Source organism: Streptomyces sp. NBC_00016, assembly GCF_045040885.1.
Classification (GTDB): Bacteria; Actinomycetota; Actinomycetes; order Streptomycetales; family Streptomycetaceae; genus Streptomyces; species Streptomyces coriariae.
This window is the reverse complement of sequence record NZ_CP108304.1, coordinates 4478805-4501692: the sequence shown is the minus strand read 5'-3', so window position 1 is coordinate 4501692 and position 22888 is coordinate 4478805. Positions and strand designations below refer to the sequence as shown.

General features: G+C 70.3%; 21 protein-coding genes. 10 read left to right on the top strand and 11 right to left on the bottom strand.

All coding sequences use genetic code 11. The annotated features are described in order from the left end of the window. The first annotated feature begins 28 nt into the window (after positions 1-28). From OG933_RS19910 to OG933_RS19895, 4 genes are all read left to right on the top strand, one after another. Positions 29-208 carry a hypothetical protein gene (locus tag OG933_RS19910; protein ID WP_020132479.1) on the top strand — a complete coding sequence of 60 codons (180 nt, stop codon included), beginning with the start codon at positions 29-31 and terminating at the stop codon, positions 206-208. Between the two features lie 147 nt (positions 209-355). After that, positions 356-796, top strand: a complete 441-nt coding sequence (locus OG933_RS19905) for a BlaI/MecI/CopY family transcriptional regulator (protein ID WP_362522514.1) — start codon at positions 356-358, stop codon at positions 794-796. A gap of 9 nt (positions 797-805) precedes the next feature. Continuing rightward, positions 806-1354 (top strand): amino-acid N-acetyltransferase, encoded by a 549-nt coding sequence (locus tag OG933_RS19900; protein WP_020132477.1) that lies wholly within the window; start codon positions 806-808, stop codon positions 1352-1354. 226 nt (positions 1355-1580) lie between these two features. Beyond that, on the top strand, positions 1581-1916 hold the full coding sequence (locus OG933_RS19895) for an Lsr2 family protein (RefSeq protein ID WP_020132476.1): 336 nt from the start codon (positions 1581-1583) through the stop codon (positions 1914-1916). Here OG933_RS19895 and OG933_RS19890 read toward each other — a convergent pair. Continuing rightward, positions 1895-2536 (bottom strand): SCO3374 family protein, encoded by a 642-nt coding sequence (locus OG933_RS19890; RefSeq protein WP_405628129.1) that lies wholly within the window; start codon positions 2534-2536, stop codon positions 1895-1897. The genes OG933_RS19895 and OG933_RS19890 overlap by 22 nt on opposite strands. 430 nt (positions 2537-2966) lie before the next feature. Here OG933_RS19890 and OG933_RS19885 point away from each other — a divergent pair, with 430 nt between their 5' ends. Next, complete coding sequence (locus OG933_RS19885) at positions 2967-5495, top strand: ATP-dependent Clp protease ATP-binding subunit (RefSeq protein ID WP_020132474.1); 2529 nt, start codon at positions 2967-2969, stop codon at positions 5493-5495. 168 nt (positions 5496-5663) lie between these two features. On the opposite strand, the gene OG933_RS19880 is transcribed toward OG933_RS19885, so the two are convergent. Next, positions 5664-6308: an HAD family acid phosphatase gene (locus OG933_RS19880; protein ID WP_362522485.1), complete on the bottom strand. Its 645-nt coding sequence runs from the start codon at positions 6306-6308 to the stop codon at positions 5664-5666. A gap of 515 nt (positions 6309-6823) precedes the next feature. Between OG933_RS19880 and OG933_RS19875 the strand changes: the two genes are divergently transcribed. After that, positions 6824-7408, top strand: coding sequence for a M23 family metallopeptidase (locus tag OG933_RS19875; RefSeq protein ID WP_405628125.1), 585 nt, complete (start codon positions 6824-6826; stop codon positions 7406-7408). 11 nt (positions 7409-7419) lie between these two features. Here the strand turns inward: OG933_RS19875 and OG933_RS19870 are convergent, their stop codons facing one another. Beyond that, entirely contained in the window at positions 7420-8007 is a 588-nt protein-coding gene (locus OG933_RS19870; protein ID WP_383470696.1) for a TetR/AcrR family transcriptional regulator, read from the bottom strand. A gap of 165 nt (positions 8008-8172) precedes the next feature. On the opposite strand from OG933_RS19870, the gene OG933_RS19865 reads away from it, so the two are divergent. After that, on the top strand, positions 8173-9759 hold the full coding sequence (locus OG933_RS19865; RefSeq protein ID WP_405628122.1) for an MDR family MFS transporter: 1587 nt from the start codon (positions 8173-8175) through the stop codon (positions 9757-9759). A gap of 243 nt (positions 9760-10002) precedes the next feature. Here the strand turns inward: OG933_RS19865 and cseC are convergent, their stop codons facing one another. The 5 genes from cseC to OG933_RS19840 form a co-directional block, all read right to left on the bottom strand. After that, entirely contained in the window at positions 10003-11337 is a 1335-nt protein-coding gene (gene cseC / locus OG933_RS19860; protein ID WP_405628119.1) for a two-component system sensor histidine kinase CseC, read from the bottom strand. A 28-nt stretch (positions 11338-11365) separates the two neighbouring features. Beyond that, positions 11366-12067 carry a two-component system response regulator CseB gene (cseB, locus tag OG933_RS19855; RefSeq protein ID WP_020132468.1) on the bottom strand — a complete coding sequence of 234 codons (702 nt, stop codon included), beginning with the start codon at positions 12065-12067 and terminating at the stop codon, positions 11366-11368. Positions 12068-12368: 301 nt separating this feature from the next. Further along, positions 12369-13034 carry a hypothetical protein gene (locus OG933_RS19850; protein WP_362522491.1) on the bottom strand — a complete coding sequence of 222 codons (666 nt, stop codon included), beginning with the start codon at positions 13032-13034 and terminating at the stop codon, positions 12369-12371. Continuing rightward, positions 13019-13561 (bottom strand): SigE family RNA polymerase sigma factor, encoded by a 543-nt coding sequence (locus OG933_RS19845; protein WP_020132466.1) that lies wholly within the window; start codon positions 13559-13561, stop codon positions 13019-13021. Before OG933_RS19845 ends, OG933_RS19850 begins: the two co-directional genes overlap by 16 nt. A 300-nt stretch (positions 13562-13861) precedes the next feature. Further along, entirely contained in the window at positions 13862-14800 is a 939-nt protein-coding gene (locus OG933_RS19840) for an A/G-specific adenine glycosylase (protein WP_405628114.1), read from the bottom strand. Positions 14801-15060: 260 nt separating this feature from the next. Between OG933_RS19840 and OG933_RS19835 the strand changes: the two genes are divergently transcribed. After that, on the top strand, positions 15061-15924 hold the full coding sequence (locus tag OG933_RS19835; RefSeq protein WP_405628111.1) for a hypothetical protein: 864 nt from the start codon (positions 15061-15063) through the stop codon (positions 15922-15924). 21 nt (positions 15925-15945) lie between these two features. On the opposite strand, the gene disA is transcribed toward OG933_RS19835, so the two are convergent. Beyond that, complete coding sequence (gene disA, locus OG933_RS19830) at positions 15946-17070, bottom strand: DNA integrity scanning diadenylate cyclase DisA (RefSeq protein ID WP_020132463.1); 1125 nt, start codon at positions 17068-17070, stop codon at positions 15946-15948. Between the two features lie 80 nt (positions 17071-17150). Further along, a complete protein-coding gene (radA, locus tag OG933_RS19825; RefSeq protein ID WP_020132462.1) occupies positions 17151-18560 on the bottom strand; it encodes a DNA repair protein RadA in 1410 nt (469 codons plus the stop codon). 275 nt (positions 18561-18835) lie between these two features. On the opposite strand from radA, the gene OG933_RS19820 reads away from it, so the two are divergent. After that, the gene (locus OG933_RS19820; protein WP_405628109.1) at positions 18836-20620 is read left to right on the top strand and encodes a BACON domain-containing protein; all 1785 of its coding nucleotides are present in this window, start codon (positions 18836-18838) and stop codon (positions 20618-20620) included. Between the two features lie 294 nt (positions 20621-20914). Here the strand turns inward: OG933_RS19820 and OG933_RS19815 are convergent, their stop codons facing one another. Beyond that, the gene (locus tag OG933_RS19815; protein ID WP_362522495.1) at positions 20915-21793 is read right to left on the bottom strand and encodes a hypothetical protein; all 879 of its coding nucleotides are present in this window, start codon (positions 21791-21793) and stop codon (positions 20915-20917) included. 71 nt (positions 21794-21864) lie between these two features. Between OG933_RS19815 and OG933_RS19810 the strand changes: the two genes are divergently transcribed. After that, a complete protein-coding gene (locus tag OG933_RS19810; protein WP_405628107.1) occupies positions 21865-22797 on the top strand; it encodes a Ppx/GppA family phosphatase in 933 nt (310 codons plus the stop codon). The last annotated feature ends 91 nt before the right edge of the window (positions 22798-22888 follow it).

Here is a 22888-nt window from a genome sequence, read left to right as displayed (position 1 = left end):
CCCGTTCCGCCCTGGCTACCCTGGATCCATGGACTATGTCTCCGCGCTCGTGCCTCCCGTCGTCATGGCCGTGTTCTTCATCGGTGTGATCAGGGTGATCGTGAAGACCCAGGGCGGAGCCAACAAGGCCAAGGAGGACGCGGCCGTCGACGCCGTCCTCGCGCGCGCGGACGGCGCCCGTCAGGCCTCCGCGAGCCCTGACGCCTGACCGACCCGCGACGCTTCCGCACCGCCCGGGGCGTGCGGCTCTTTTCGGAGCCGTACGCCCTTTTTGTTCCCGTTTGCCGATGAAAGCGCACGTCCGGCACGCGATTGGCGAGATCTCCCACTATTGTTCTGAGCTGTGCCTCGCCCATTGGGAGAACTCGAAGACGCGGTCATGACGCGGGTGTGGAAGTGGAACCGCCCGGTGACCGTTCGAGAAGTCCTGGAAGACCTTCAGCAGGAACGGTCCATCGCCTACACCACGGTGATGACCGTTTTGGACAATCTCCATCAGAAGGGCTGGGTGCGCCGGGAAGCAGAAGGCCGGGCCTATCGATATGAGGCGGTCTCGACCCGGGCCGCCTACGCGGCCGCCCTGATGAACGAGGCCTGGGCGCAGAGCGACAACCCCGCCGCCGCTCTCGTCGCCTTCTTCGGGATGATGAGCGAGGAACAGCGGCTCGCGCTGCGCGACGCCGTACGCATGGTCCAGGGTCCGGAAACTGCCGAACCCGCAACTCCGGGGAGTCCGGGGAGTACGGGGAGTACCGGTGAGAACCCCGGCTCGGCGACGGAGTCCGACGGGCGATAGCGTCCGCACATGTCAGCAGAGAGTCCCTCGGCCGAGAACCCCGAAGTCACCGCTAAAGCCATCACCGTCCGCCGGGCCCGGACCGGCGATGTCTCCGCCGTGCGCCGTCTCCTTGACGCCCACGTCCGCGGTGGCATCCTGCTCGACAAAGCGACGGTGACGCTTTACGAGGACATCCAGGAGTTCTGGGTCGCCGAACGCGACGACAACGCCGAGGTGGTCGGCTGCGGCGCCCTGCACGTGATGTGGGAAGACCTGGCGGAAGTACGCACTCTCGCGGTGAAGCCCGGGCTGAAGGGTGCGGGCATCGGTCACCAGTTGTTGGAGAAGTTGCTCCACACCGCACGCTGGCTCGGGGTTCGACGCGTTTTCTGCCTGACCTTCGAAGTCGACTTCTTCGGCAAGCACGGCTTCGTGGAGATCGGTGAGACGCCGGTCGACACCGATGTGTACGCGGAGCTGCTGCGTTCCTATGACGAGGGCGTCGCGGAGTTCCTCGGACTCGAACGAGTGAAACCGAACACCTTGGGCAACAGTCGGATGCTTCTGCATCTGTGATCGTCGACGTCCATTCACAGCGACCCGCCTTGCCCGGGTTCCCTATGTCCGAAACGCGCACGTTTCCGGGCTGGGGGCGGGCTGTGGGTCCTCGCCGGGGGTTTGTGTTTTCCCAGCAAAAGCGGTTTGCTTTCCGACGTACTGCTGTACTGCATATAACAGGGCGCGGCTAAACGGCGGACGCCGCGGACCCCCGGCCCTCACGTTTTCGATGAAAGGAAATCCGGTGGCACAGAAGGTTCAGGTCCTTCTTGTCGACGACCTCGACGGCGGCGAGGCGGACGAGACCGTCACGTTCGCGCTGGACGGCAAGACCTACGAGATCGACCTCACGACTACCAATGCGGACAAGCTCCGTGGACTTCTCGAGCCCTACGTGAAGGGTGGTCGTCGTACCGGTGGCCGTGCTTCGGGCGGACGCGGAAAGGCGCGCGCCGCTACCGGTGGCAGCCAGGACACCGCCCAGATCCGCGCGTGGGCCAAGGAGAACGGTCACGAGGTCAATGACCGCGGCCGCGTTCCCGCGTCCATTCGCGAGGCTTACGAGAAGGCCAACGGCTGAGCGTTCGCGCGCCGCAGCCGGACACGGTGACAGTGCGTCGCCAGCGTGTCCACCAGCCGTACGAGATCGGGGGCGCCCCCAACGCCCCCCAGCGCCGACATCGTCGGCAGCGAGGCCTCGGCCTCGCACCCTGCCACGGGGGGCCGCAGCCAGACAGCGGCCCCCTGCACCGGCCCGGGACGGTTCGGGCCCGGATCGCGGCCCTGGCTCCCGCCGGGGGGTGGCAGGGGCGCCTCGATGAGTTCGCCCGCGCCGATCGCCGTCAGATCCAGTGGCAGCGCGCCCCACTCCAGCCACTGAAGGATCCCCGGCACCTCCTCCGCGCCGCCCGCCGCCACCAGCAGCCGCATCCGGTCGCCCCGCACAGCCACCGGCGAGCCCGGCGCGAGTCGCCGCAGCGCCGCGAGGCCCGCCTCGGCCGGCACGTCCAGCACGTCGAAGCGCTCGCCGACCAAAAGTCGTACCGGCTCCCCGGGCACCGTCGGCCACCCCAGTTCGTTCTCGTACCAGCCGCGGATCCGGTCGGCCGGATCGTCCGGGTCGAGCGGCCGTCGGGGGAGAGGGACCGTGAGGATCGCAGCGGCGGCCGAGCAGCCAGCCGACGGGACGGAGCCAACCATGCCAAGTGCAACCGTCGAAAAGGCCCGCGAGTTACGCTGGGTGTTTGAACGGATGCGCCCTGTGTCGACAAACAGGGCGTGTGGGGGTGTCGGGACACGCAAGGTTGTTCGCCCATAGCGGAGGGGACCGGTGCACGCGGCATGGACTGTCGGTTGCAGCGGGTAAGACATCCCTAGTGGGAGGGGGCGACACGCAGGAAAGGCCGTCTCACGTTCGCCATCGGCGTACTGGCGACTGGGGTAACAGCCTGGCCTGCGGGAACATCGTCTCGCACCATCGGGTTGGAGCAGATGTCGGCGTTCGGGGTCAGGAGGCCATCGACGGTGTCGGCAGTTGGAATGAGCGGTCCCCGCTTGCGGGACTAAGCTGCGGAAGGACAGGGAGGGGAAGTTCCCCCCACTGCCTGACCGCTCTGAGGAGCGATTAACGATGTTCGAGAGGTTCACCGACCGCGCGCGGCGGGTTGTCGTCCTGGCTCAGGAAGAAGCCCGGATGCTCAACCACAACTACATCGGCACCGAGCACATCCTCCTGGGCCTGATCCACGAGGGTGAGGGTGTCGCCGCCAAGGCCCTTGAGAGCCTCGGGATTTCGCTCGAGGCGGTCCGCCAGCAGGTGGAGGAGATCATCGGCCAGGGCCAGCAGGCCCCGTCCGGGCACATCCCCTTCACCCCCCGTGCCAAGAAGGTCCTGGAGCTGTCGCTCCGCGAGGCCCTTCAGCTGGGACACAACTACATCGGCACGGAGCACATCCTGCTCGGCCTGATCCGCGAGGGCGAGGGCGTCGCCGCCCAGGTCCTCGTCAAGCTGGGCGCAGATCTCAACCGGGTGCGGCAGCAGGTCATCCAGCTGCTCTCCGGTTACCAGGGCAAGGAGACCGCCGGCGCAAGCGGCGGTCCTGCCGAGGGCACTCCCTCCACGTCCCTGGTCCTCGACCAGTTCGGCCGGAACCTCACCCAGGCCGCTCGTGAGTCCAAGCTCGACCCGGTCATCGGGCGCGAGAAGGAGATCGAGCGGGTCATGCAGGTGCTGTCCCGCCGCACCAAGAACAACCCGGTCCTGATCGGTGAGCCCGGCGTCGGCAAGACCGCCGTCGTCGAAGGCCTCGCCCAGGCCATCGTCAAGGGCGAGGTGCCCGAGACCCTCAAGGACAAGCACCTCTACACCCTGGACCTCGGCGCCCTGGTCGCCGGTTCCCGCTACCGCGGTGACTTCGAGGAGCGCCTGAAGAAGGTCCTCAAGGAGATCCGCACCCGCGGCGACATCATCCTGTTCATCGACGAGCTGCACACGCTGGTCGGTGCGGGTGCCGCCGAGGGCGCCATCGACGCCGCTTCGATCCTGAAGCCGATGCTGGCCCGCGGTGAGCTCCAGACCATCGGTGCGACCACGCTGGACGAGTACCGCAAGCACCTGGAGAAGGACGCGGCCCTCGAGCGCCGCTTCCAGCCCATCCAGGTCGCGGAGCCGTCCCTGCCGCACACGATCGAGATCCTCAAGGGTCTGCGTGACCGGTACGAGGCGCACCACCGTGTCTCGATCACCGACGAGGCGCTGGTCCAGGCCGCCACCCTGGCCGACCGGTACATCTCGGACCGCTTCCTGCCGGACAAGGCGATCGACCTGATCGACGAGGCCGGTTCCCGGATGCGCATCCGCCGGATGACCGCGCCGCCGGACCTGCGCGAGTTCGACGAGAAGATCGCCGGCGTCCGCCGCGACAAGGAGTCCGCGATCGACTCGCAGGACTTCGAGAAGGCCGCCTCCCTCCGCGACAAGGAGAAGCAGCTCCTGGCCGCCAAGGCCAAGCGGGAGAAGGAGTGGAAGGCCGGCGACATGGACGTCGTCGCCGAGGTCGACGGCGAGCTGATCGCCGAGGTCCTCGCGACCGCCACCGGCATCCCGGTCTTCAAGCTGACCGAGGAGGAGTCGAGCCGCCTGCTGCGCATGGAGGACGAGCTCCACAAGCGGGTCATCGGTCAGGTCGACGCCGTCAAGGCGCTGTCGAAGGCGATCCGTCGTACGCGTGCGGGCCTCAAGGACCCGAAGCGTCCCGGTGGTTCGTTCATCTTCGCCGGTCCGTCCGGTGTCGGTAAGACCGAGCTGTCCAAGGCGCTCGCCGAGTTCCTCTTCGGCGACGAGGACGCGCTGATCTCCCTCGACATGTCGGAGTTCAGCGAGAAGCACACGGTGTCGCGGCTCTTCGGTTCGCCCCCCGGATACGTGGGCTACGAAGAGGGCGGCCAGCTGACCGAGAAGGTCCGCCGCAAGCCGTTCTCCGTCGTCCTCTTCGACGAGGTCGAGAAGGCCCACCCGGACATCTTCAACTCGCTGCTGCAGATCCTGGAGGACGGTCGTCTGACCGACTCCCAGGGCCGGGTCGTGGACTTCAAGAACACGGTCATCATCATGACGACCAACCTCGGCACCCGGGACATCTCCAAGGGCTTCAACCTGGGCTTCGCGGCCTCGGGTGACAAGAAGTCGAACTACGAGCGCATGAAGAACAAGGTCTCGGACGAGCTCAAGCAGCACTTCCGCCCCGAGTTCCTCAACCGCGTCGACGACGTCGTCGTCTTCCCGCAGCTGACGCAGGAGGACATCCTGCGGATCGTCGACCTGATGATCGGCAAGGTCGACGAGCGCCTGAAGGACCGGGACATGGGCATCGAGCTCTCCCAGTCCGCCAAGGAGCTGCTGTCCAAGAAGGGTTACGACCCGGTGCTGGGCGCGCGTCCGCTGCGTCGCACGATCCAGCGCGAGATCGAGGACACGCTGTCGGAGAAGATCCTCTTCGGCGAGCTGCGCCCCGGTCACATCGTGGTCGTGGACACCGAGGGCGAGGGTGAGACCAAGACCTTCACCTTCCGCGGCGAGGAGAAGTCGGCTCTGCCCGACGTCCCGCCGATCGAGCAGGCGGCCGGCGGCGCCGGACCGAACCTGAGCAAGGACGCCTGACCCTTCGGGGCTGAGCGCAGAGAGGGGCCGGTGCTTCACAGCACCGGCCCCTTTCGCATGCGCTCCGCAGGCATCGCACGGTCCGCGGCACCGCACTCGGTCCGCGGCACCGTATGCGCTCCGCAGGCACCGCACGCGTTCCGCGGGCACCCACGGCCGGGCAGGGACCTACGACAGCTGGCCGTCGTAGTCCGGCAGCTTGTACGTCGTCTCGGCGTGGCCGCCCGAGAGGTCGGTGGCGCTGTTGCCGATGTTCGCGATGATCGTGTAGCCCTTGGACTCGATGGCGACACGCTGGGCGGTCTTGTAGGCGGCGACGTCCTTGAAGAGGTCGAGGAAGCCGCGCACGTAGAGGCCGGAGACCTGGTAGCCGACGTACTTGAGGTTGTAGTCGGTCACCCCGGAGATGATGCCCGGCCGGGCGGTGACGAAGAACAGGGAGACGCCGTGCTCCTGGGCGTACTTGGCCACGTCGAGAACCGGCTTGTTGGCCGGCTGGGGGTAGCTGAAGCCGAAGTCGGTCTCCAGGGTGGTGTTGTCGATGTCGAAGACGATCGCCTGCTTCTCACCCGGCTTGGTGGCGGCGATGCGCTGCTTCAGCGCCGGCAGGGCCTGGTCGACCACGGCCTGGCAGTCCTGCTGCCAGGTGGCGTAGTCGACGTCCTCGGCGGCGGCCGCGGCGGCCGCGGTGGAGACGGTGGAGGTGCCGGTGGCCGTCGCGGCCTGGGCGCCGACCGGTACGGCCATCGCCGTGACGGCTGCCGTCGCCACGGCGGTCATGGCGATGCGGCGCGTCCAGCTGCCTCTGGTCATGTGTGGGGTCCTCTCGCGTCCTTGCACTGCCGGTGTCGTGAGCATGCTGATCGCTGGGGGTGGCCTGAGGGGAACCAGCGGGTTACTGGACGGTAGAGGCCGATGAGAGCCCGATCACAGACCCGTGCACGCGACGTGAGCGGGGTCACAAGTGCCCTGCGGGGTACGGGAGTAGTCGCCGTCACATTCCGAAGTCCCTTGCAGGGGACGGCCGGTGACATGGCGCACAGGCGATCCGGACCCTACTAGGGCGGGTAGTCGTAACCCAAATCGGACTAAAAAGGACGAACGACGCAGAGGCTCCGATCCTCGCTCAGGCCTCCGGTATGGGCGAGCGTCGATGTGTCCGGAAAGGGGGTTCTGTCAAGAAGTGGGAAGTTTTGGGGTGAAGTACTAGGTTCCGTCGTAGATCACACGTTTGGGTGTCTGCGGGTCTCGGGGTTACCAAGGGATGGCCACTTCGGCGGAGGTCACGCCGGGTGGTTTCTTCTGTCCCCGTCCCCATGAGGTCTTCGATGTTCCAGCGCGTCACGTTCCGTTCTTCCCGTACGTCCCAGCTCCGCACTCGCGTGGTCGTCGGCGCCGCCGCCCTGGGCGCCTCGGTCGTGCTGGGGAGCGGAGTGGCGTCCGCCGCCGCGCCTGCCGCCGCGCCCGCCGCGGCCAAGACGGCCGCCTCGGCCGCTTCCTGGATCGACCCGGTGAAGAAGTACACGCTGTCCGCCGGCTACGCCCAGGCCGGCGCGATGTGGCAGTCCACCCACAGCGGTCAGGACTTCGCCGTGCCCAGCGGCACCAAGGTCATGGCTGCGCACGGCGGCACCGTGGTCAAGGCCGGCGGCAACGGCGCCGGTGACGGCCCCGCCTACGGCAACGCCGTCGTGATCAAGCACGCCAACGGCGTCTACTCGCAGTACGCCCACCTCTCGAGCATCCACGTGAAGGTCGGCCAGATCGTCAAGACGGGCCAGAAGATCGCCCTGTCCGGCAGCACCGGCAACTCCAGCGGTCCCCACCTGCACTTCGAGATCCGCACGACCCCCAACTACGGTTCGGCGATCAACCCGGTCACCTTCCTGCACAGCAAGGGCGTAAAGGTCTGACGCCCAGGTGATCAGGTGCCCTGGTGCGCCTGCGTCACCAGATCGATGGCGACCTCGAGGACGGCTGCGCGCTTGTCCTCGGGGTCGCCTTCGAGGTCCTGCAGGAAGAACATGCCGGCGTGCAGCGTGAAGATGGCGCTCACGCAGCGGACCTGGTCGGTGAGCGGGGCGTCCGGGTCGATGATGATGTCGCGCAGGCTTCGCATGCGGTCCTTGAACGAGTCGCCGATCTGGAGCTCCCGCATCGTCGCCTGGTTCTCCTGCATGAAGCGGAAGAGCGGGGTCGCCTCGGAGAGGGCCCGGCTGTAGCGCCGTACCAGTTCCTGCTTGGTGTCCAGCGTGTGCGGCTGGCTCCGGCCCCACTCGATCAGGTCCTCGATCGGCTTCGTCAGATCCGTGAAGATGCCGACGATGATCTCTTCCTTGGTCTTGAAGTGGTAGTACAGGGCCGCCTTGGTGACCTCCAGGCGCTCCGCGATCTCGCGGAGGGAGGTCTTCTCGTAGCCCTGCTCGGCGAAGAGTTCGAGCGCGACGTCCTGGATGCGCTGGCGGGTGTTGCCGCGCCGCTGCTGCTTCGTGCCGTCCATGGTGACGTCCATTCTCGTGGTCCTCGTGTCTCCGCGAAACTTACTTGCCGTCCGGCTAGTTAGATGCGGAAACTTACTTGACGCCCGGCTAGTTGCAGGTCTACCTTCCCAGTGTAGTGAACTAGCCGGGCGGCAAGTAAGTGGCCGACCGGGGGGATGCCCAGGGGAGTGGCAATCATGGCGGACGCGAAGACGGTCGAGACCGAGGCGGAGAAACCACCGAGGAGCGTGCGGGTCGTCCTGCTCGCGCTGATGATCACGATGATGCTCGCGATGCTCGACAACATGATCGTGGGCACGGCGATGCCGACGATCGTCGGCGAACTCGGCGGGCTCGAACACCTGTCGTGGGTCGTGACCGCGTACACCCTCGCGACCGCGGCCTCCACCCCGATCTGGGGCAAGATCGGCGACATGTACGGGCGCAAGGGCGCCTTCATGACGTCGATCGTGATCTTCCTGATCGGCTCCGCACTGAGCGGCATGGCCCAGAACATGGGCGAACTGATCGGCTTCCGCGCGATCCAGGGCCTCGGTGCCGGTGGTCTGATGGTCGGCGTCATGGCGATCATCGGTGACCTCATCCCGCCGCGGGAGCGCGGCAAGTACCAGGGCATGATGGCCGGCGTCATGGCGCTCGCGATGATCGGTGGCCCGCTGGTCGGCGGCACCATCACCGACAACTGGGGCTGGCGCTGGTCCTTCTACATCAACCTGCCGCTCGGCGTGGTGTCGCTGGCCCTCATCAGCGCCGTTCTGCACCTGCCGAGGAAGCGCTCGCAGTCGCGGATCGACTATCTGGGTGCCACCCTGCTGACCGTCGGCATCACCTCCATCGTCCTCGTCACCACCTGGGGCGGCTCGGAGTACGCCTGGTCGTCCGCGCGGATCATGGAGCTCATCGGGATCGGCGTCGCCTCGCTCATCGGGTTCGTGTTCTGGCAGACCAGGGCCGCCGAGCCGATCGTGCCGCTGCACATCTTCCGCAGCCGCAACTTCACCCTGATGTCACTCATCGGCTTCGTCACCGGCTTCGTGATGTTCGGCGCCACCCTCTTCCTGCCGCTGTACCAGCAGTCGGTGCAGGGCGCCTCCGCGACCAACTCCGGTCTGCTGCTCCTGCCGATGCTCGGCGCCATGCTGGTCACCTCGATGGTGGCGGGCCGGGTGACCACGAACAGCGGCAAGTACAAGATCTTCCCGCTGGTCGGCAGCGTCGCGATGGTCATCGGCCTGTACCTGCTGTCCACCATGGACACCGGGACCAGCCGCCTCACCTCCGGCGTGTTCATGGCCGTCGTCGGTCTCGGCATGGGCTGCCTCATGCAGATCACGATGCTGGTCGCGCAGAACAGCGTCGAGATGAAGGACATGGGCGTCGCGTCCTCGTCCACCACCCTCTTCCGTACGCTCGGCTCCTCCTTCGGTGTCGCGATCATGGGCGCGCTGTTCAACAACCGCGTCCAGGACGTCATGTCCGAGCGGGCCGGCGCGCTGGGTTCGAAGATCACCGAGCAGTCCGCGCAACTGGACGCGGCCAGCCTGGCCAAGCTGCCCGTCGCGGCCCGCGAGGCCTACCAGCACGCGGTGTCGGCCGGCACCCACTCGGCGTTCCTGCTGGGGGCCGTCGTGGCGGTGACCGCACTGGTGGCGGCGGTCTTCGTCAAGGAGGTCCCGCTCAAGGGCGCGGGTCCGCAGAAGGACGGCGAGTCGGCCGACGATGCGGCAGCAGCGACGCAGCCGCCCCTGGTCGACGCCGTCTGACCACGTTGTCGTGAGCGCAGGCCCCCGGCGGTGTCCGCCCCGGGGGCCTGCGCTTTTCGTACGCACGCCCGGACCGACGCCGCTCGCCCGGTGCCGAGGGGACGGACCGAACCGCCCAGGTCGGCCGAGGTGCTTCCCAGATCCCGGGGGGCTACGCGATGCTGTGGGCCGACGGCTTCCCCGCGACGAGAACCGCAACTTCGACGAAGCGCCCCAACCCCGACCCTCCCAGGGCGTCCGCCGTCACGGCATGACCGGGTAGCTTCCCGTGTTCGTCGGTGCGTGTTCGGGCAGCCACAGGACCGCGACGGCACCCTCGGCGGATATGTGCGCAGGGGCCCCCGCGGGCCGTACGTTGCGGAAGGTCAGCCGGGCGCCGAGTACTCGGGCCTGGCCCGCCGCGATGGTGAGCCCGAGGCCGTGTCCGTGTCCGGCCCGGTCGGCGCTGCCGGTGCGGAAGCGGCTGGGTCCCTCGGCGAGCAGGTCCTCGGGGAAACCGGGGCCGTGGTCGCGGACCCGGATGACCCGGCCCTCGACGGTGACCTGGATCGGCTGCTTGCCGTGCCGGGCGGCGTTGGCCAGCAGGTTGAACAGCACGCGCTCCAGGCGCCGGGGGTCGGTCGTGACCATCGACTCGTGGACCACCCGCACCTCGACGTCCGGGTCCTTGGCCGCGACCCGTCGGGCCACGAACTCGCCCAGCACGATGTCCTGCAGTTCGGCGCGCTCCGAGGCGCCGTCGAGACGGGCCACCTCCAGCACGTCCTCGACCAGGGTGCGCATGGCTTTCGCCCGGTCCAGGACCAGTTCGGTGGGCCGGCCGGGCGGCAGCAACTCGGCGGCCGTCAGCAGTCCCGTCACCGGGGTGCGCAGTTCGTGCGCGATGTCCGCGGTGACCCGGCGCTCGGCCTCCAGCCGCTCCTGGAGCGTGTCCGCCATGGCGTCCACCGCGCTCGCCAGATCGTCGGTCTCGTCCCGTACGACCCCGCCTATGGCATCGCGCACCCGCACGTTCGACTCGCCGCTGGCGACCTGGTTCGCCGCGGCTGCCGCCTTGCGCAGCCGGCGCGAGAGCTGCCCGCCGATGAGCACGCCGAGCGCGCTGCCGCCGAGCACGACCGCGATGGAGCCGATCACCAGGGCCTGGTCGAGATCGTTGAGGATGTCCGTGCTGCGGTCGGTGAAGCCGGTGTGCAGGGACAGCACGTGCCCGTCCTTGACCGGCACGGCCGCCCAGATGTCCGGTATCCCGCCGGTGCGGTCGGAGACGAAGGTGGCCCGGCGGCCCTCCTGGACCTTCTCCCGCAACGACGGCGGCAGGCGGGAGTCGTCGATCTTGACGTTGGGGAAGTTCGGCCGCCCCGACTGCTCGTAGTTGCGCTGGGCGATCTGGATCCGCTCGTCGGCGAGGTCGCGCGCGTTGTCGAGCATGGACACGCGTGCGGCGTTGTGCACGACCAGACTGAGCGCGATCGCCACCAGCGCGCCGACCAGTGCGATCGCCGCGCTCAGCTTCCACCGCAGCCCCGTACGGATACCCACGCGTTCTCTGCGAGCCGGAACCAGCTGCCGGATCATCCCCCGCACCCTCCTGCCCCTGCCCCGCTCAGGCCTTCAACTTGTAGCCGAAACCGCGGACCGTCTCGATACGGTCCTGGCCGATCTTCGTCCGCAGCCGCTGCACATGGACGTCGACGACCCGGGTGTCGCCGCCCCAGCCGTAGTCCCACACCCGCTCCAGCAGTTTGTCGCGCGAGAGGACCGTGCCCGGAGCGGAGGAGAACTCCAGCAGCAGGCGCATCTCGGTCGGGGTCAGCGCCACCGGCTGCCCGGCCCGGCGCACCTCCATCCCCTCCGTGTCGATCTCCAGATCGCCGAACGACAGCACACCACCGGCCGTGGAGGCGGCGGGCTCGGTGCGGTCGCCGCCGCCCGCGTGACCGAAGCGGCGCAGCACGGCGCGGATCCGGGCGACCAGCACGGCGCCGTCGAAGGGCTTGGTCACGTAGTCGTCGGCGCCGGCCTCCAGGCCCAGGACGACGTCGATGGAGTCGGCACGCGCCGACAGCATGATCACCGGCACGGTGGACTCGTCCCGGATGCGCCGGCACAGGCTCACGCCGTCCAGGCCGGGCACCATGACGTCCAGCAGCGCGATGTCGGGGCGGTCGGCACGGAACGCCTCCAGGCCCGACAGGCCGTCGGGCATCGCGGTCACCACGAAGCCGTCCCGCTCGAGGGCGAGCTGGGTGGCCTCGCGGATGACGTCGTCGTCCTCGACGAACAGGACGTGGGTCTGGTCTGCCATCCCGGTGCTCTCAGTTCTCGTATGCGGTCTCGTGTGCGTGCGGGCCGTCGGTCTGACGGGCTCGCGCCTGCGCCCCGTCGCTCACCTGTCGGTGAACTGTCGGGTGTGTCCCTTGCTTGGACGCGTGGAGCACGCCGAGCGTTCACTTCGCGCGCGATCCATGTCCGTTCTCCGTGCGGTCCGTCCTTGCGCGTCCCTGCCCCTCTCGCCCGTCCCTGCCCGTCCACCCATTGATCGGAACGAGCGGGCCGATCGGTTCACGCCGCCGCAGGATTTTTTCCGCAGGTCGCGTCTGGGCAGGTCAGCCGGCCTCCGGGGCCACCGTGGGAAGGTCACCGACGACGCTGCTGTAGTCGTTGTGCCAGCTGTACTCCTTCACGAAGCGGCCCGAGGTCCAGCGATACGTGATCACGTTCTCACCGGACGGATCCGAGACCGGGTCGCCCTTCTCGTACACCTGCTTGGTCACCACCAGGTCGCCCCGGTCCATCTCCGCGTACACGGGAGGCTCCTCGGCCTGGAAGACGTTCCGGTAGCCGCCGCCGCCGTCGTCCTTCCGGTACACGTACGAGCCCACGCCGACGATGTCACCGCAGGTGAGCACGTTGACGATGATGTCGTCGCCGGAGCCGCCGGTGAGGTCGCCGTACGACACGTCGACCGGGTACTCGTCGCCGACGCAGGGCTGCAACTCGCGCTTGACCTCGGCCGAGACCTCCGGGTCGTCCTTGATCAGCCGGACCGCCTCCGCCCGGTCGGGGGGGCCGGTGGAGGCGGACGACGGGGTGGCGGTGGCGCCCGCCACGGTGTCGGAGTGGGCCGGACCCTCGTCACGGGCGCCGGTCCCGCCGGTGGCGCAGGCGGAGACGAAAAGGGCGAGGGCGGCGAGCACGGACATCGCCGTGATCGCCGCCTGGATGGTGCTTCGGGCCGGTGTGGGCCCGGCCTCGGTCAGGCCGCCGCGCAACGCTCCCGCTCCTCACGCTCCAGCGCGCGTGCGTCCAGATCGCGGGCCTCCAGCTCCTCGCGGAGCCGGGCGAGCGCCCGGTGCAGCGTGCTCTTGACCGTCCCCGCCGACATGCCGAGGGCGGCGGCCGTCTCCTCCGTGGACATCTGCTCCCAGTGTCGCAGCACCACGACGCTGCGCTGCTTCGGAGCGAGCACCTTCATCGCGTCCATCAGCAGGGCGCGGTCGGCGTGCTGCTCGGTGGAGTCGTCGACACGCGCGTCCGGGAGCTGCTCGGTCGGAACCTCCTCGAGCTTGCGGGCCCGCCACCACTCCGTACGTGTGTTGATCATGACTCGGCGCAGGTAGGCGTCCGCGAGTCGCTTGTCCGCGATGCCGTCCCAGCGGCCGTAGGTCCGGGCCAGCGCGGTCTGGAGGAGGTCCTGCGCGTCGACCGGGTCCGGGACCAGGCGGCGGGCGCTGCGCAGCAGCGCGTCCTGCCGCGTGCGGACGTATTCCTCGAACTCGAGCACCTCGCCCTGTGCCATGGTCAACCGCCTCCGATTCCCCGTACCGGCGGACTGCCGCCGCCGGTTCACTGCCTGTGGTCTGTAGCCCTCGTGGTCCTGCCGGGTACGCAAATGAAGCTACGGAGGTGTTGTCACGGCGTTGTCCGAGGCAGCCTGCGGCCAGCGCTCAGCTGTCCGTCGGTTGTGTAACGGAAAGAGGTTTAGGGAAGAGACACAGGCCGTATGGCTCGGCTATGAGGTGATTTGTACAGCCGCCGGGCGTGACAAAAGCCCGACGGCTGTGGTGATGAAGCCGCGCACCTGTGAAATGACCGTGCGTCAGGTCAGCGGCAGGCGGTACAGCCCGCCCGGCAGCGGCTCCACGAGTCCGTCCGCGACGAGACCGTCCAGCGCACGCGCGCGTTGCACCGGCTCGTGCCATACCCGGTCCAGGGCGGACTGCGGCACGGGGGTGTGCGCGTCCCGCAGGACGGCGAGCAGCTTGCCCCTGACCTGCCGGTCGGTGCCCGCGTACGTCTGGCCCCGGCGCGGCGGGCCGTCATGCTCCGGCTTGCCCGCGAGCCGCCAGGCGCACTGTGCCGCGATCGGGCAGCGCACGCACGTCTCGTTCTTCGCCGTGCAGACGAGCGCGCCGAGTTCCATGGACGCGGCGGCCCACCGCGCGGCGGTCGGTTCGTCGTCGGGCAGCAGGGCGCGGGCCAGCTTGCGCTCGGCGGCCGTGGTGGCGTTCGGCGGGTACCGCACGCCCGTGACGGCGCGCGCGAAGACACGGCGGACGTTGGTGTCCAGGACGGCGTGCCGCTGCCCGTAGGCGAAGGAGGCGACGGCCGCGGCCGTGTACTCCCCGATGCCGGGCAGCGCCAGGAGCTGCGCGTGCGCCGACGGTACGTCGCCGCCGTGCCGTTCCGTTATCGCCACCGCCGCGCCGTGCAGCCGCAGGGCGCGGCGCGGGTAGCCGAGCCGCCCCCAGGCGCGTACGGCCTCGCCCGGCGACTCCGCGGCCAGGTCGGCGGGGCGCGACCAGCGGGCGATCCACTGCTCGTAGACCGGCAGCACGCGGCTGACCGGTGTCTGCTGGAGCATGAACTCGCTGACCATCACGCCCCACGCGCCGGCCTCGGGGCGTCGCCAGGGCAGGTCGCGGGCGTTCTCGTCGAACCAGTCGATCACCGGGGCGTGCAGGTCCGCTCCGGTGGCTTCGGCGTCGGCGTCGGAGCGGGCGGGGGATCGGTGCGGGGGCTTCGTGGGCGCAGTCATGGCCCTTCCGATCCTGCCATGCGGACCGGGGCACGCGCGCGTACCGCCACTCGGCCGGGCGAGGTCCCGCGGGCGCGTCACGCGCGCGTGCCCGGGGCCGTGGCCAGAGGTGCAACGGGTGCGATCGGCAAGGAGGGACGGCCGCGCGGACCGAAGAGGGGTACGGGGGAAACGGTTTCCGGGATGATGATCCGGAAAAGTTGCGATCCTGGCGGCGGGTGGGGCCAGTGAAGCCGTCGATCTCTCGTACAGTTTGCGCCGTGGGATCTCTGCGCAATCCGGTCGGGCCGCTTCCCTCCTCCATCTACTGGCGTCGGAGGGTCGTACTGCTGTCCGTGTTCGCCTTGTTGGCGCTGCTGACTCTGTGGGTGGTGACCTCGGGCGGGGGCGGCAAGAAGAACGGTGCCGACGGCGGCGGGGGCAAGAATCCCGCCTCCTCCATCACGCCGGGGCCGTCCGGATCGGGGCCCGCGATCAGCCAAAACCCGGGTGGCCGCGACGAGTCGAGCGACGGCACCTCCAGCGGGTCCGGCTCCGGGTCCGGCTCGGGATCGGGCGCGGACGGCGGCACCGGGTCGGGCGGCTCGGCCGGTGACTCGGCGGGAGCCGGGAGCACCGACGACGGCGCCAACGGCAGCGGGAGCGGGAGCGGAAGCGGCGGCAGTGGCGGCAGTGGCGGCGGCAGCGGTACGGGGACGACGCTGCCGGCCGGGACGACCCTGCCCAACTGCACCGCCGGGGCGGTCACGTTGACCCTGCGCAGTGTCCAGAACTCCTACTCGCCCGACCAGACGCCCACGTTCCAGCTGATCGCGAAGAACGCCTCGGGGAGCGACTGCAAGGTCGATCTCGGGCCGAAGGCGGCGGTGTTGACGATCACCGAGACCGGCGGCGACGACGCGTACTGGTCGTCCGCCGACTGCCCCAGGATCGCCGGAAGCCTGCTGTACCGGGTGCCGGCCGGGAACAGCTTCACGTACACCGTGAAGTGGGACCGCAAGCCGAGCGCCCCCGAGTGCGCGACGCCTCCGGCGGGGCTGGCCGGAGCGGGCACGTTTCTGGTGGAGGCGAAGGCGCCGGGGTTTGCCAAGGCACAGACGTCGTTCGTGCTCAAGGACGACTAGAGCCCCGGACGTGTCGACCGGCTAGACGTACCGCTCCAGGATCGACGACTCCGCCAGCCGTGACAGGCCCTCGCGGACGCTCCGGGCCCGTGCCTCGCCCACGCCGTCCACCGTCTGAAGGTCGTCGACGCTCGCGGCGAGGAGCTTCTGGAGGCCGCCGAAGTGCTCGACGAGACGGTCGATGATCGCGCCGGGCAGCCGCGGCACCTTCGCCAGCAGGCGGAAGCCGCGGGGCGAGACCGCCGAATCGAGGGCCTCGGGAGAGCCGGTGTAGCCCAACGCGCGGGCGACCGTGGACAGTTCGAGGAGCTCGGCGTGACTGAGCGCGTTCAGCTCGTACAGCGCCTCGTCGACCGTGCGGGACCGCTTGGCCGTGGGCTCGGGAACGTAGTCCCGGACCACCAGCTCGCGCTCCGGCTCCACGCCCGCGATCAACTCGTCGAGCTGGAGGGCGAGCAGCCGCCCGTCCGTGCCCAGTTCGACCACGTATTCGGCGATTTCGGTGGCGATGCGGCGCACCATCTCCAGGCGCTGGGCCACCGCGGAGACGTCCCGGACCGTCACCAGGTCCTCGATCTCCAGCGCTGACAACGTTCCCGCGACCTCGTCCAGGCGGAGCTTGTAGCGCTCCAGGGTCGCGAGCGCCTGGTTCGCGCGGGACAGGATCGCCGCGGAGTCCTCCAGGACGCGGCGCTGGCCGTCGACGTACAGGGCGATCAGCCGCATGGACTGGGAGACGGAGACGATCGGGAAGCCGACCTGCTTGCTGACCCGGTCCGCCGTGCGGTGCCGGGTGCCCGTCTCCTCCGTGGGGATCGTGGGGTCCGGCACCAGCTGGACGCCGGCCCGGAGGATCTTCGACAGGTCGGAGGAGACCACGATGCCGCCGTCGAGCTTGCACAGCTCACGCAGGCGCGTGGCCGCGAACTCCACGTCCAGGACGAACCCGCCCGTGCACATCGCCTCGACCGTCTTGTCGGAGCCCAGCACGATGAGTCCGCCAGTGTTGCCGCGAAGGATCCGCTCCAGGCCGTCGCGCAGGGCCGTGCCGGGAGCCACCGCGCTCAGCGCGGCGCGCATCAGGCCGTCGGCACCGGAACTCCCACCGGACTTTCCGGGAGCTGCCGCCCGGTCGTTGGCTGCCACTGCACTCCTCCGGTCACAGGTCTGGGATGCTCCCGTTTCGCGCACTCGTTTCGTACGGACGGGCGAGACCAGGGCAAAGTCTACCGGCGCTCCTCCGCATCCCGTGGGGCGTCTCGTCGACGGGAGCGCGGCAGGACCCGCAGGGCGTCCCCTATGTCCGCGACTTCCAGGACCTTCATGCCCGCGGGGATCTTGCCGGGATCGCTCGGCACGAGCGCGTGGGTGAAGCCCAGACGGTGTGCCTCCGAGAGCCTGCGCTGGACGCCCGTGACCCGTCTGACCTCGCCCGCGAGGCCGACTTCGCCGATCGCGACCAGGTTCTTGGGCAGCGGGGTGTCGCTCGCGGCGGAGGCCAGGGCGAGGGCGATCGCCAGGTCCGCGGCGGGCTCCGAGAGCTTCACTCCGCCGACCGTCGCCGAGTAGATGTCCCGCTTGCCCAGTGCGCTGATCTTGCCGCGCTGCTCCAGGACGGCCAGCATCATCGAGACCCGGGACGTCTCCAGGCCGGACGTCGTGCGGCGGGGTGAGGGGATCTGCGAGTCGACGGTGAGGGCCTGCACTTCGGCGACCAGGGGGCGGCGGCCCTCCAGGGTGACCGTCAGACAGGTGCCCGGGACCGGTTCGTCACGTCGGGTCAGGAAAAGTCCGCTTGGGTCGGCAAGGCCCGTAATGCCCTCGTCGTGCAGTTCGAAGCAGCCGACCTCGTCGGTGGCGCCGTAGCGGTTCTTGACGCCCCGGACCAGGCGCAGGCGCGCGTGGCGGTCTCCCTCGAAGCTCAGCACGACGTCCACGAGGTGTTCGAGGAGGCGGGGGCCGGCGATCGCGCCGTCCTTCGTGACATGGCCCACCAGAAGCGTGGACATGCCGCGTTCCTTGGAGGCGCGGATCAGGGCGCCGGCGACCTCGCGGACCTGGGCCATGCCGCCGGGCGCTCCGTCGATCTCCGGGGAGGCCACGGTCTGCACCGAGTCCATGATCAGCAGCGATGGCTTCACCGCGTCCAAGTGGCCCAGGACGGCCGCCAGATCGGTCTCGGCGGCCAGATACAGGTGGTCGTCGATGGCGCCGATGCGGTCGGCGCGCATGCGGACCTGGGAGGCCGATTCCTCGCCGGTCACATACAGCGTGCGGTGTTCGTCGCTCGCCGACTTGGCCGCCACGTCCAGCAGGAGGGTCGACTTGCCGACGCCCGGCTCGCCGGCGAGCAGGACGACCGCGCCCGGTACGAGTCCGCCGCCCAGCACGCGGTCCAGCTCGGGCACGCCGGTGGGGCGGGCGGTGGCCGTCCGCCCGTCGACCTGGCCGATGGGCAGGGCGGACGTCGTGACGCGCCCCGGCGTCGTCGTACGGACCGCGGGCGTGCCGTACTCCTCGACCGTCCCCCAGGCCTGGCACTCGGGGCAGCGGCCGAGCCACTTGGCCGTCTGCCAGCCGCACTCCGTGCAGCGGTAGGACGGACGGTCCTTGGTGGTCTTCGTGCGGGCAGCCATGGGGAAACCGTAACCGCCGCCACCGACAGCCGGACGCGCCTGTGGACAACCGGCCTCGCCGGGGCCCGTCCCGAGTGCCTCTTCGTCGCCCCGCGCGGGCCCGCGCACCCCGGGAGGGGACAGGCACCCCTTGTGATTTGGCCACGCCCCGTCACGAACGAGCCATGGGACCCCCCTTCCCTGTCCCCTTATGAGGGATCGTTTCACCCGTACGGATTAAAAGGACTCAAGGGACAAGAAGACCTAGTTCCGCGCCGCCTACGGTCGCACGGGTGATGAGCAGCAGCCCGGAAATCTCGACCCGCACGATCGGCGCACACCGGGCGCACCGGGAGGCGCGCGACGGCGCTGCGGCGCGCACGCTCGCGCAGCGACCTCCCGCGCGCTACGAGCCCTACCTGGACGGCCTGTTCACCTACTGCCTGTCCGTCCTGTGCGACCACGAAGCCGCCACCGCCGCCCTGGGTGACGTCCTCGCGTTCGCCGAACGGCGTGGCCAGCGTGGCCCCGAAGCGGTGGGCGACCGCCGGGCCTGGCTCTACGCGCTGGCCCGCTGGGCTTGCCTGCGCAAGCTCACCGAGGCCAAGCAGAAACGTCAGGCCAAGCAGAAACGTCAGGGCACGCACGCGGCGGCCCGCAACGGCGCCCGCCGGCAGTCGGGTGCGAAGCCCGCGACGGCCACGGGCGCCACGGCCGCCACGGCCTCGGCAGGCCCGCCCGCCTCCGACGAGGCCAGGGAACAGCGTCGGCGTGAGCTGACCCAGCTCGCCTGGCCGGAGGCCGCCGGCACCACCCCGGAACAGCGCGAGGCGCTCGAACTCGCCGTACGCCACCACCTCGCTCCCCACGAGGTGGCCGCCGTCCTCGGCAAGGACCTGGCCGCCGCCCGCGAACTGCTCGCCTCCGCCGCCTGCGAGGTCGAGCGCACGCGCGCGGCGCTCGCCGTCGTCGAGACCGGCGGCTGTCCCGGTGTGGCCCGTCTCACCGGCGAGAACCAGCTCGTGCTCAGCGCCGCCCTGCGCCGCGAGCTCGTCCGGCACGTCGACGACTGCCCGCGCTGCCGCCGGGCCGCCGAACGCGCCGTCCCCGGCCGCTGGCCCGGCGCCGGTGTCACCCCCGCCGAGCTGCCCGTCCTGTCGGCGCCCCGCGCGGAGCTGCACGTGGCCATGGGCCACCTCCCCCGCGCGCGGGGAGCCGCCGCACCGCGCTACGACCGGCGGGGCTTCCCGATGGACCCCAAGGACCGGGCCGCCCGCCGGGAGCGACTCCGCGCGCGTGCCGTCACCACGACCGTCGTCGCCACCGTCGTCGCCGCTCCCGTGCTCGCCCTGTGGGCGGCCTACCGGGGCACACCGACGGGGGAGGGGGTCGAGGGCCGCTCGGCCAGCGCCAGCGAGGCGCACGGCCCCGACAGCCTCGACGGCGAGACGGTCGGCGGCTACGAGAACGCGGGGAACGCCAGCACCCGCCCCGGGGCCGACCTCCTCAAGGGCGGCGGACCGGATGTCTCCGTGGAGGTCGTCAGCGTCTCGGGACTCGGCAGGAGCGCGGCCGGCAAGCTCTCCGTGACGGCCGCCAACAGCGGCGACACCACCCTCATCACCCTCACCGCGGCGGCCGACGCCGACGGGCCGGTCCGCTGGTCGGCCACCACGGCGGCCTCCTGGCTCTATCTGAGCCGCTCAACGGGCACGCTGAAGCCCGGCGAGTCGGTGACGATCAAGGTGTACGTCGATCATCTGCGCGAGCCCTCCGGGCACTGGCACGCGCGCGTGGCCGTCGCCCCGGCGGGTGCCGTCGTCTCCATCGAGGGCTACGGCACCGCGCCCGGCCCCTCGGACCCGGGCAACGGCCCGGGACCGGGCGGCCCCGGCGGCCCGCCCTCGCCGTCCGACCCGGAACCGACGCCCACGACGCCGTCCTCCCCGGATCCCACGCCGACCGATCCGCCGTCCTCGTCCGACCCGGAGCCCACGCCGGGCGACCCGTCCCCGACCGCCTCGGAGGATCCGACCCCGCCGTCCGACGACAGCGACCCGCCGAACCCGGCGACGTCGTAGGAGTCGGCCGCAGGCGGTGCAGGCGGTGCAGGCGGTGCAGGCGGTGCAGGCGGTGCAGGCGGTGCAGGCGGTGCAGGCGGTGCAGGCGGTGCAGGCGGTGCAGGCGGTGCAGGCGGCACGGCCCGCGCGGGCCCGCGCTGCCGGGATCCCGGCCGTCTCACAGGGGTCGAGGGGCCGGGCGCGTCAGGCCACCAGTCCTCAGCCCGCCGACCCCTCAGCCCGCCGGCCGCTCAGCCCGCCGACCGCTCAGCCCGCCGGCCGCTCAGCCCGCCGACCGCTCAGCCCGCCGGCCGCTCAGCCCTGCGTGTTCGCCGGGTCCGCCGGATGCGGTGCCAGCAGCGGGAGCTGCGAGGCGAGGCGCTGTTCGCACAGCTCGACCAGGCGGTCGTAGCCGGCCTTGCCCATCAGCTCGGTCAGCTCCGGGCGGTAGGAGACGTACACCGGGTCGCCCGCGCCGTGTGCCGAGGTCGCGGACGTGCACCACCAGTGCAGGTCGTGGCCGCCCGGCCCCCAGCCGCGGCGGTCGTACTCACCGATCGACACCTGGAGCACGCGTGTGTCGTCGGGCCGGTCGATCCAGTCGTACGTCCGGCGCACCGGCAGCTGCCAGCAGACGTCCGGCTTGGTCTCCAGCGGCTCGCGGCCCTCCTTGAGAGCCAGGATGTGCAGCGAGCAGCCCGCGCCGCCCGCGAAACCGGGGCGGTTCTGGAAGATGCACGAGCCGTTGAACGGGCGGGTCTGGCGGGAGCCCTCGTCGTCCTCCGAGACCCAGCCGTCCCGGACGCCCTCGTCGTGGTGCTGCCAGATGTCCGGCGTGAGCCGCGCCACATGCCCGGCGACGCGCTTCTCGTCGTCCTCGTCGGAGAAGTGGGCGCCCAGGGTGCAGCAGCCGTCGGCCGCGCGGCCCGGCTGGATGCCCTGGCAGCCGCTGCCGAAGATGCAGTTCCAGCGAGAGGTCAGCCAGGTCAGATCACACCTGAAGACCTGTTCGTCGTCCGCCGGGTCGGGGAACTCCACCCACGCGCGCGCGAAATCGAGACCCTTCTCGTCCGCAGTCGGCGCCTTCGCTGCCGCTGCCTGGGCCTTGTTCGACTTCTTCGGTGGCTTCACCGGCTTCGCCCGCGAAGAACCGCCGGTCGATTTGTCGGTCTTCGCCTTGTTCGTCTTTGGCACTCGTCCAGGGTAAGTCGCCAGGGGCCGCTTCGGGGACGGCCGAGGTCCCTGTGGGCAGTAGCGTTCCCTACATGAGACTCGGTGTCCTCGACGTGGGATCGAACACGGTGCATCTGCTGGTGGTGGACGCACACCCGGGCGCGTGCCCCCTGCCGGCGCACTCGCACAAGGTGGAACTGCGCCTTGCCCAACTCCTCGACGCGGACGGCGCGATCGGTCCGGAGGGCGTCGACAAACTGATCGCCGTGATCCAGGAGGCGCTGCAGGCCGCCGAGGACAAGGGCGTGGAGGACCTGCTGCCGTTCGCGACCTCCGCCGTGCGCGAGGCCAGCAACGCCGACGACGTCCTCGCGCGCGTGCAGGCCGAGACCGGCGTCGAGCTCCAGGTCCTCACCGGCGCCGAGGAGGCCCGGCTCACCTTCCTCGCCGCCCGCCGCTGGTTCGGCTGGTCCGCCGGGAAGCTGCTGGTCCTGGACATCGGCGGCGGCTCCCTGGAGATCGCCTACGGCATCGACGAGGAGCCCGACGCGGCCGTCTCGCTGCCGCTCGGAGCCGGTCGGCTCACCGCGGGCTGGCTGCCCGGCGACCCGCCCGACCCCGAGGACATACGGGCCGTGCGCCGCCACGCCCGTGCGCAGATCGCCCGCACGGTGGGGGAGTTCAAGCGCTTCGGCGCCCCCGACCACGTCGTCGCCACCTCCAAGACGTTCAAGCAACTGGCCCGCATCGCCGGTGCCGCCCGCTCCATCGACGGTCCGTACGCCCAGCGGCAGCTCAAGCGCGAGTCGCTCGAGGCCTGGGTGCCCCGTCTGGCGGGCATGACGACCGCCCAGCGAGCGGAACTCCCGGGCGTCTCCGAGGGCCGCGCCAACCAGCTCCTGGCGGGCGCGCTGGTCGCGGAGGGGGCGATGGACCTCTTCGGTGTGGAGAACCTGGAGATCTGCCCCTGGGCGCTCAGGGAGGGCGTCATCCTGCGCAAACTCGATCACATGGCGTCGGAGTGACGGACCCGCGCGGCGCCCGGCCGTGACAGGGCCCACTCCGCCGTGCGGGCACGGGTCCCAGGGCGTACCCGCACCCTCCCGTGGCGAACAC

Excerpts from the sequence above, each read along its gene's own strand:
- OG933_RS19910 (WP_020132479.1), top strand. The coding sequence starts at position 29 with ATGGACTATGTCTCCGCGCTCGTGCCTCCCGTCGTCATGGCCGTGTTC.
- OG933_RS19900 (WP_020132477.1), top strand. The coding sequence starts at position 806 with ATGTCAGCAGAGAGTCCCTCGGCCGAGAACCCCGAAGTCACCGCTAAA.
- OG933_RS19890 (WP_405628129.1), bottom strand. The coding sequence starts at position 2,536 with ATGGTTGGCTCCGTCCCGTCGGCTGGCTGCTCGGCCGCCGCTGCGATC.
- OG933_RS19885 (WP_020132474.1), top strand. The coding sequence starts at position 2,967 with ATGTTCGAGAGGTTCACCGACCGCGCGCGGCGGGTTGTCGTCCTGGCT.
- OG933_RS19880 (WP_362522485.1), bottom strand. The coding sequence starts at position 6,308 with ATGACCAGAGGCAGCTGGACGCGCCGCATCGCCATGACCGCCGTGGCG.
- OG933_RS19875 (WP_405628125.1), top strand. The coding sequence starts at position 6,824 with ATGTTCCAGCGCGTCACGTTCCGTTCTTCCCGTACGTCCCAGCTCCGC.
- OG933_RS19870 (WP_383470696.1), bottom strand. The coding sequence starts at position 8,007 with ATGGACGTCACCATGGACGGCACGAAGCAGCAGCGGCGCGGCAACACC.
- OG933_RS19865 (WP_405628122.1), top strand. The coding sequence starts at position 8,173 with ATGGCGGACGCGAAGACGGTCGAGACCGAGGCGGAGAAACCACCGAGG.
- cseC (WP_405628119.1), bottom strand. The coding sequence starts at position 11,337 with ATGATCCGGCAGCTGGTTCCGGCTCGCAGAGAACGCGTGGGTATCCGT.
- cseB (WP_020132468.1), bottom strand. The coding sequence starts at position 12,067 with ATGGCAGACCAGACCCACGTCCTGTTCGTCGAGGACGACGACGTCATC.
- OG933_RS19845 (WP_020132466.1), bottom strand. The coding sequence starts at position 13,561 with ATGGCACAGGGCGAGGTGCTCGAGTTCGAGGAATACGTCCGCACGCGG.
- OG933_RS19840 (WP_405628114.1), bottom strand. The coding sequence starts at position 14,800 with ATGACTGCGCCCACGAAGCCCCCGCACCGATCCCCCGCCCGCTCCGAC.
- radA (WP_020132462.1), bottom strand. The coding sequence starts at position 18,560 with ATGGCTGCCCGCACGAAGACCACCAAGGACCGTCCGTCCTACCGCTGC.
- OG933_RS19820 (WP_405628109.1), top strand. The coding sequence starts at position 18,836 with ATGAGCAGCAGCCCGGAAATCTCGACCCGCACGATCGGCGCACACCGG.
- OG933_RS19810 (WP_405628107.1), top strand. The coding sequence starts at position 21,865 with ATGAGACTCGGTGTCCTCGACGTGGGATCGAACACGGTGCATCTGCTG.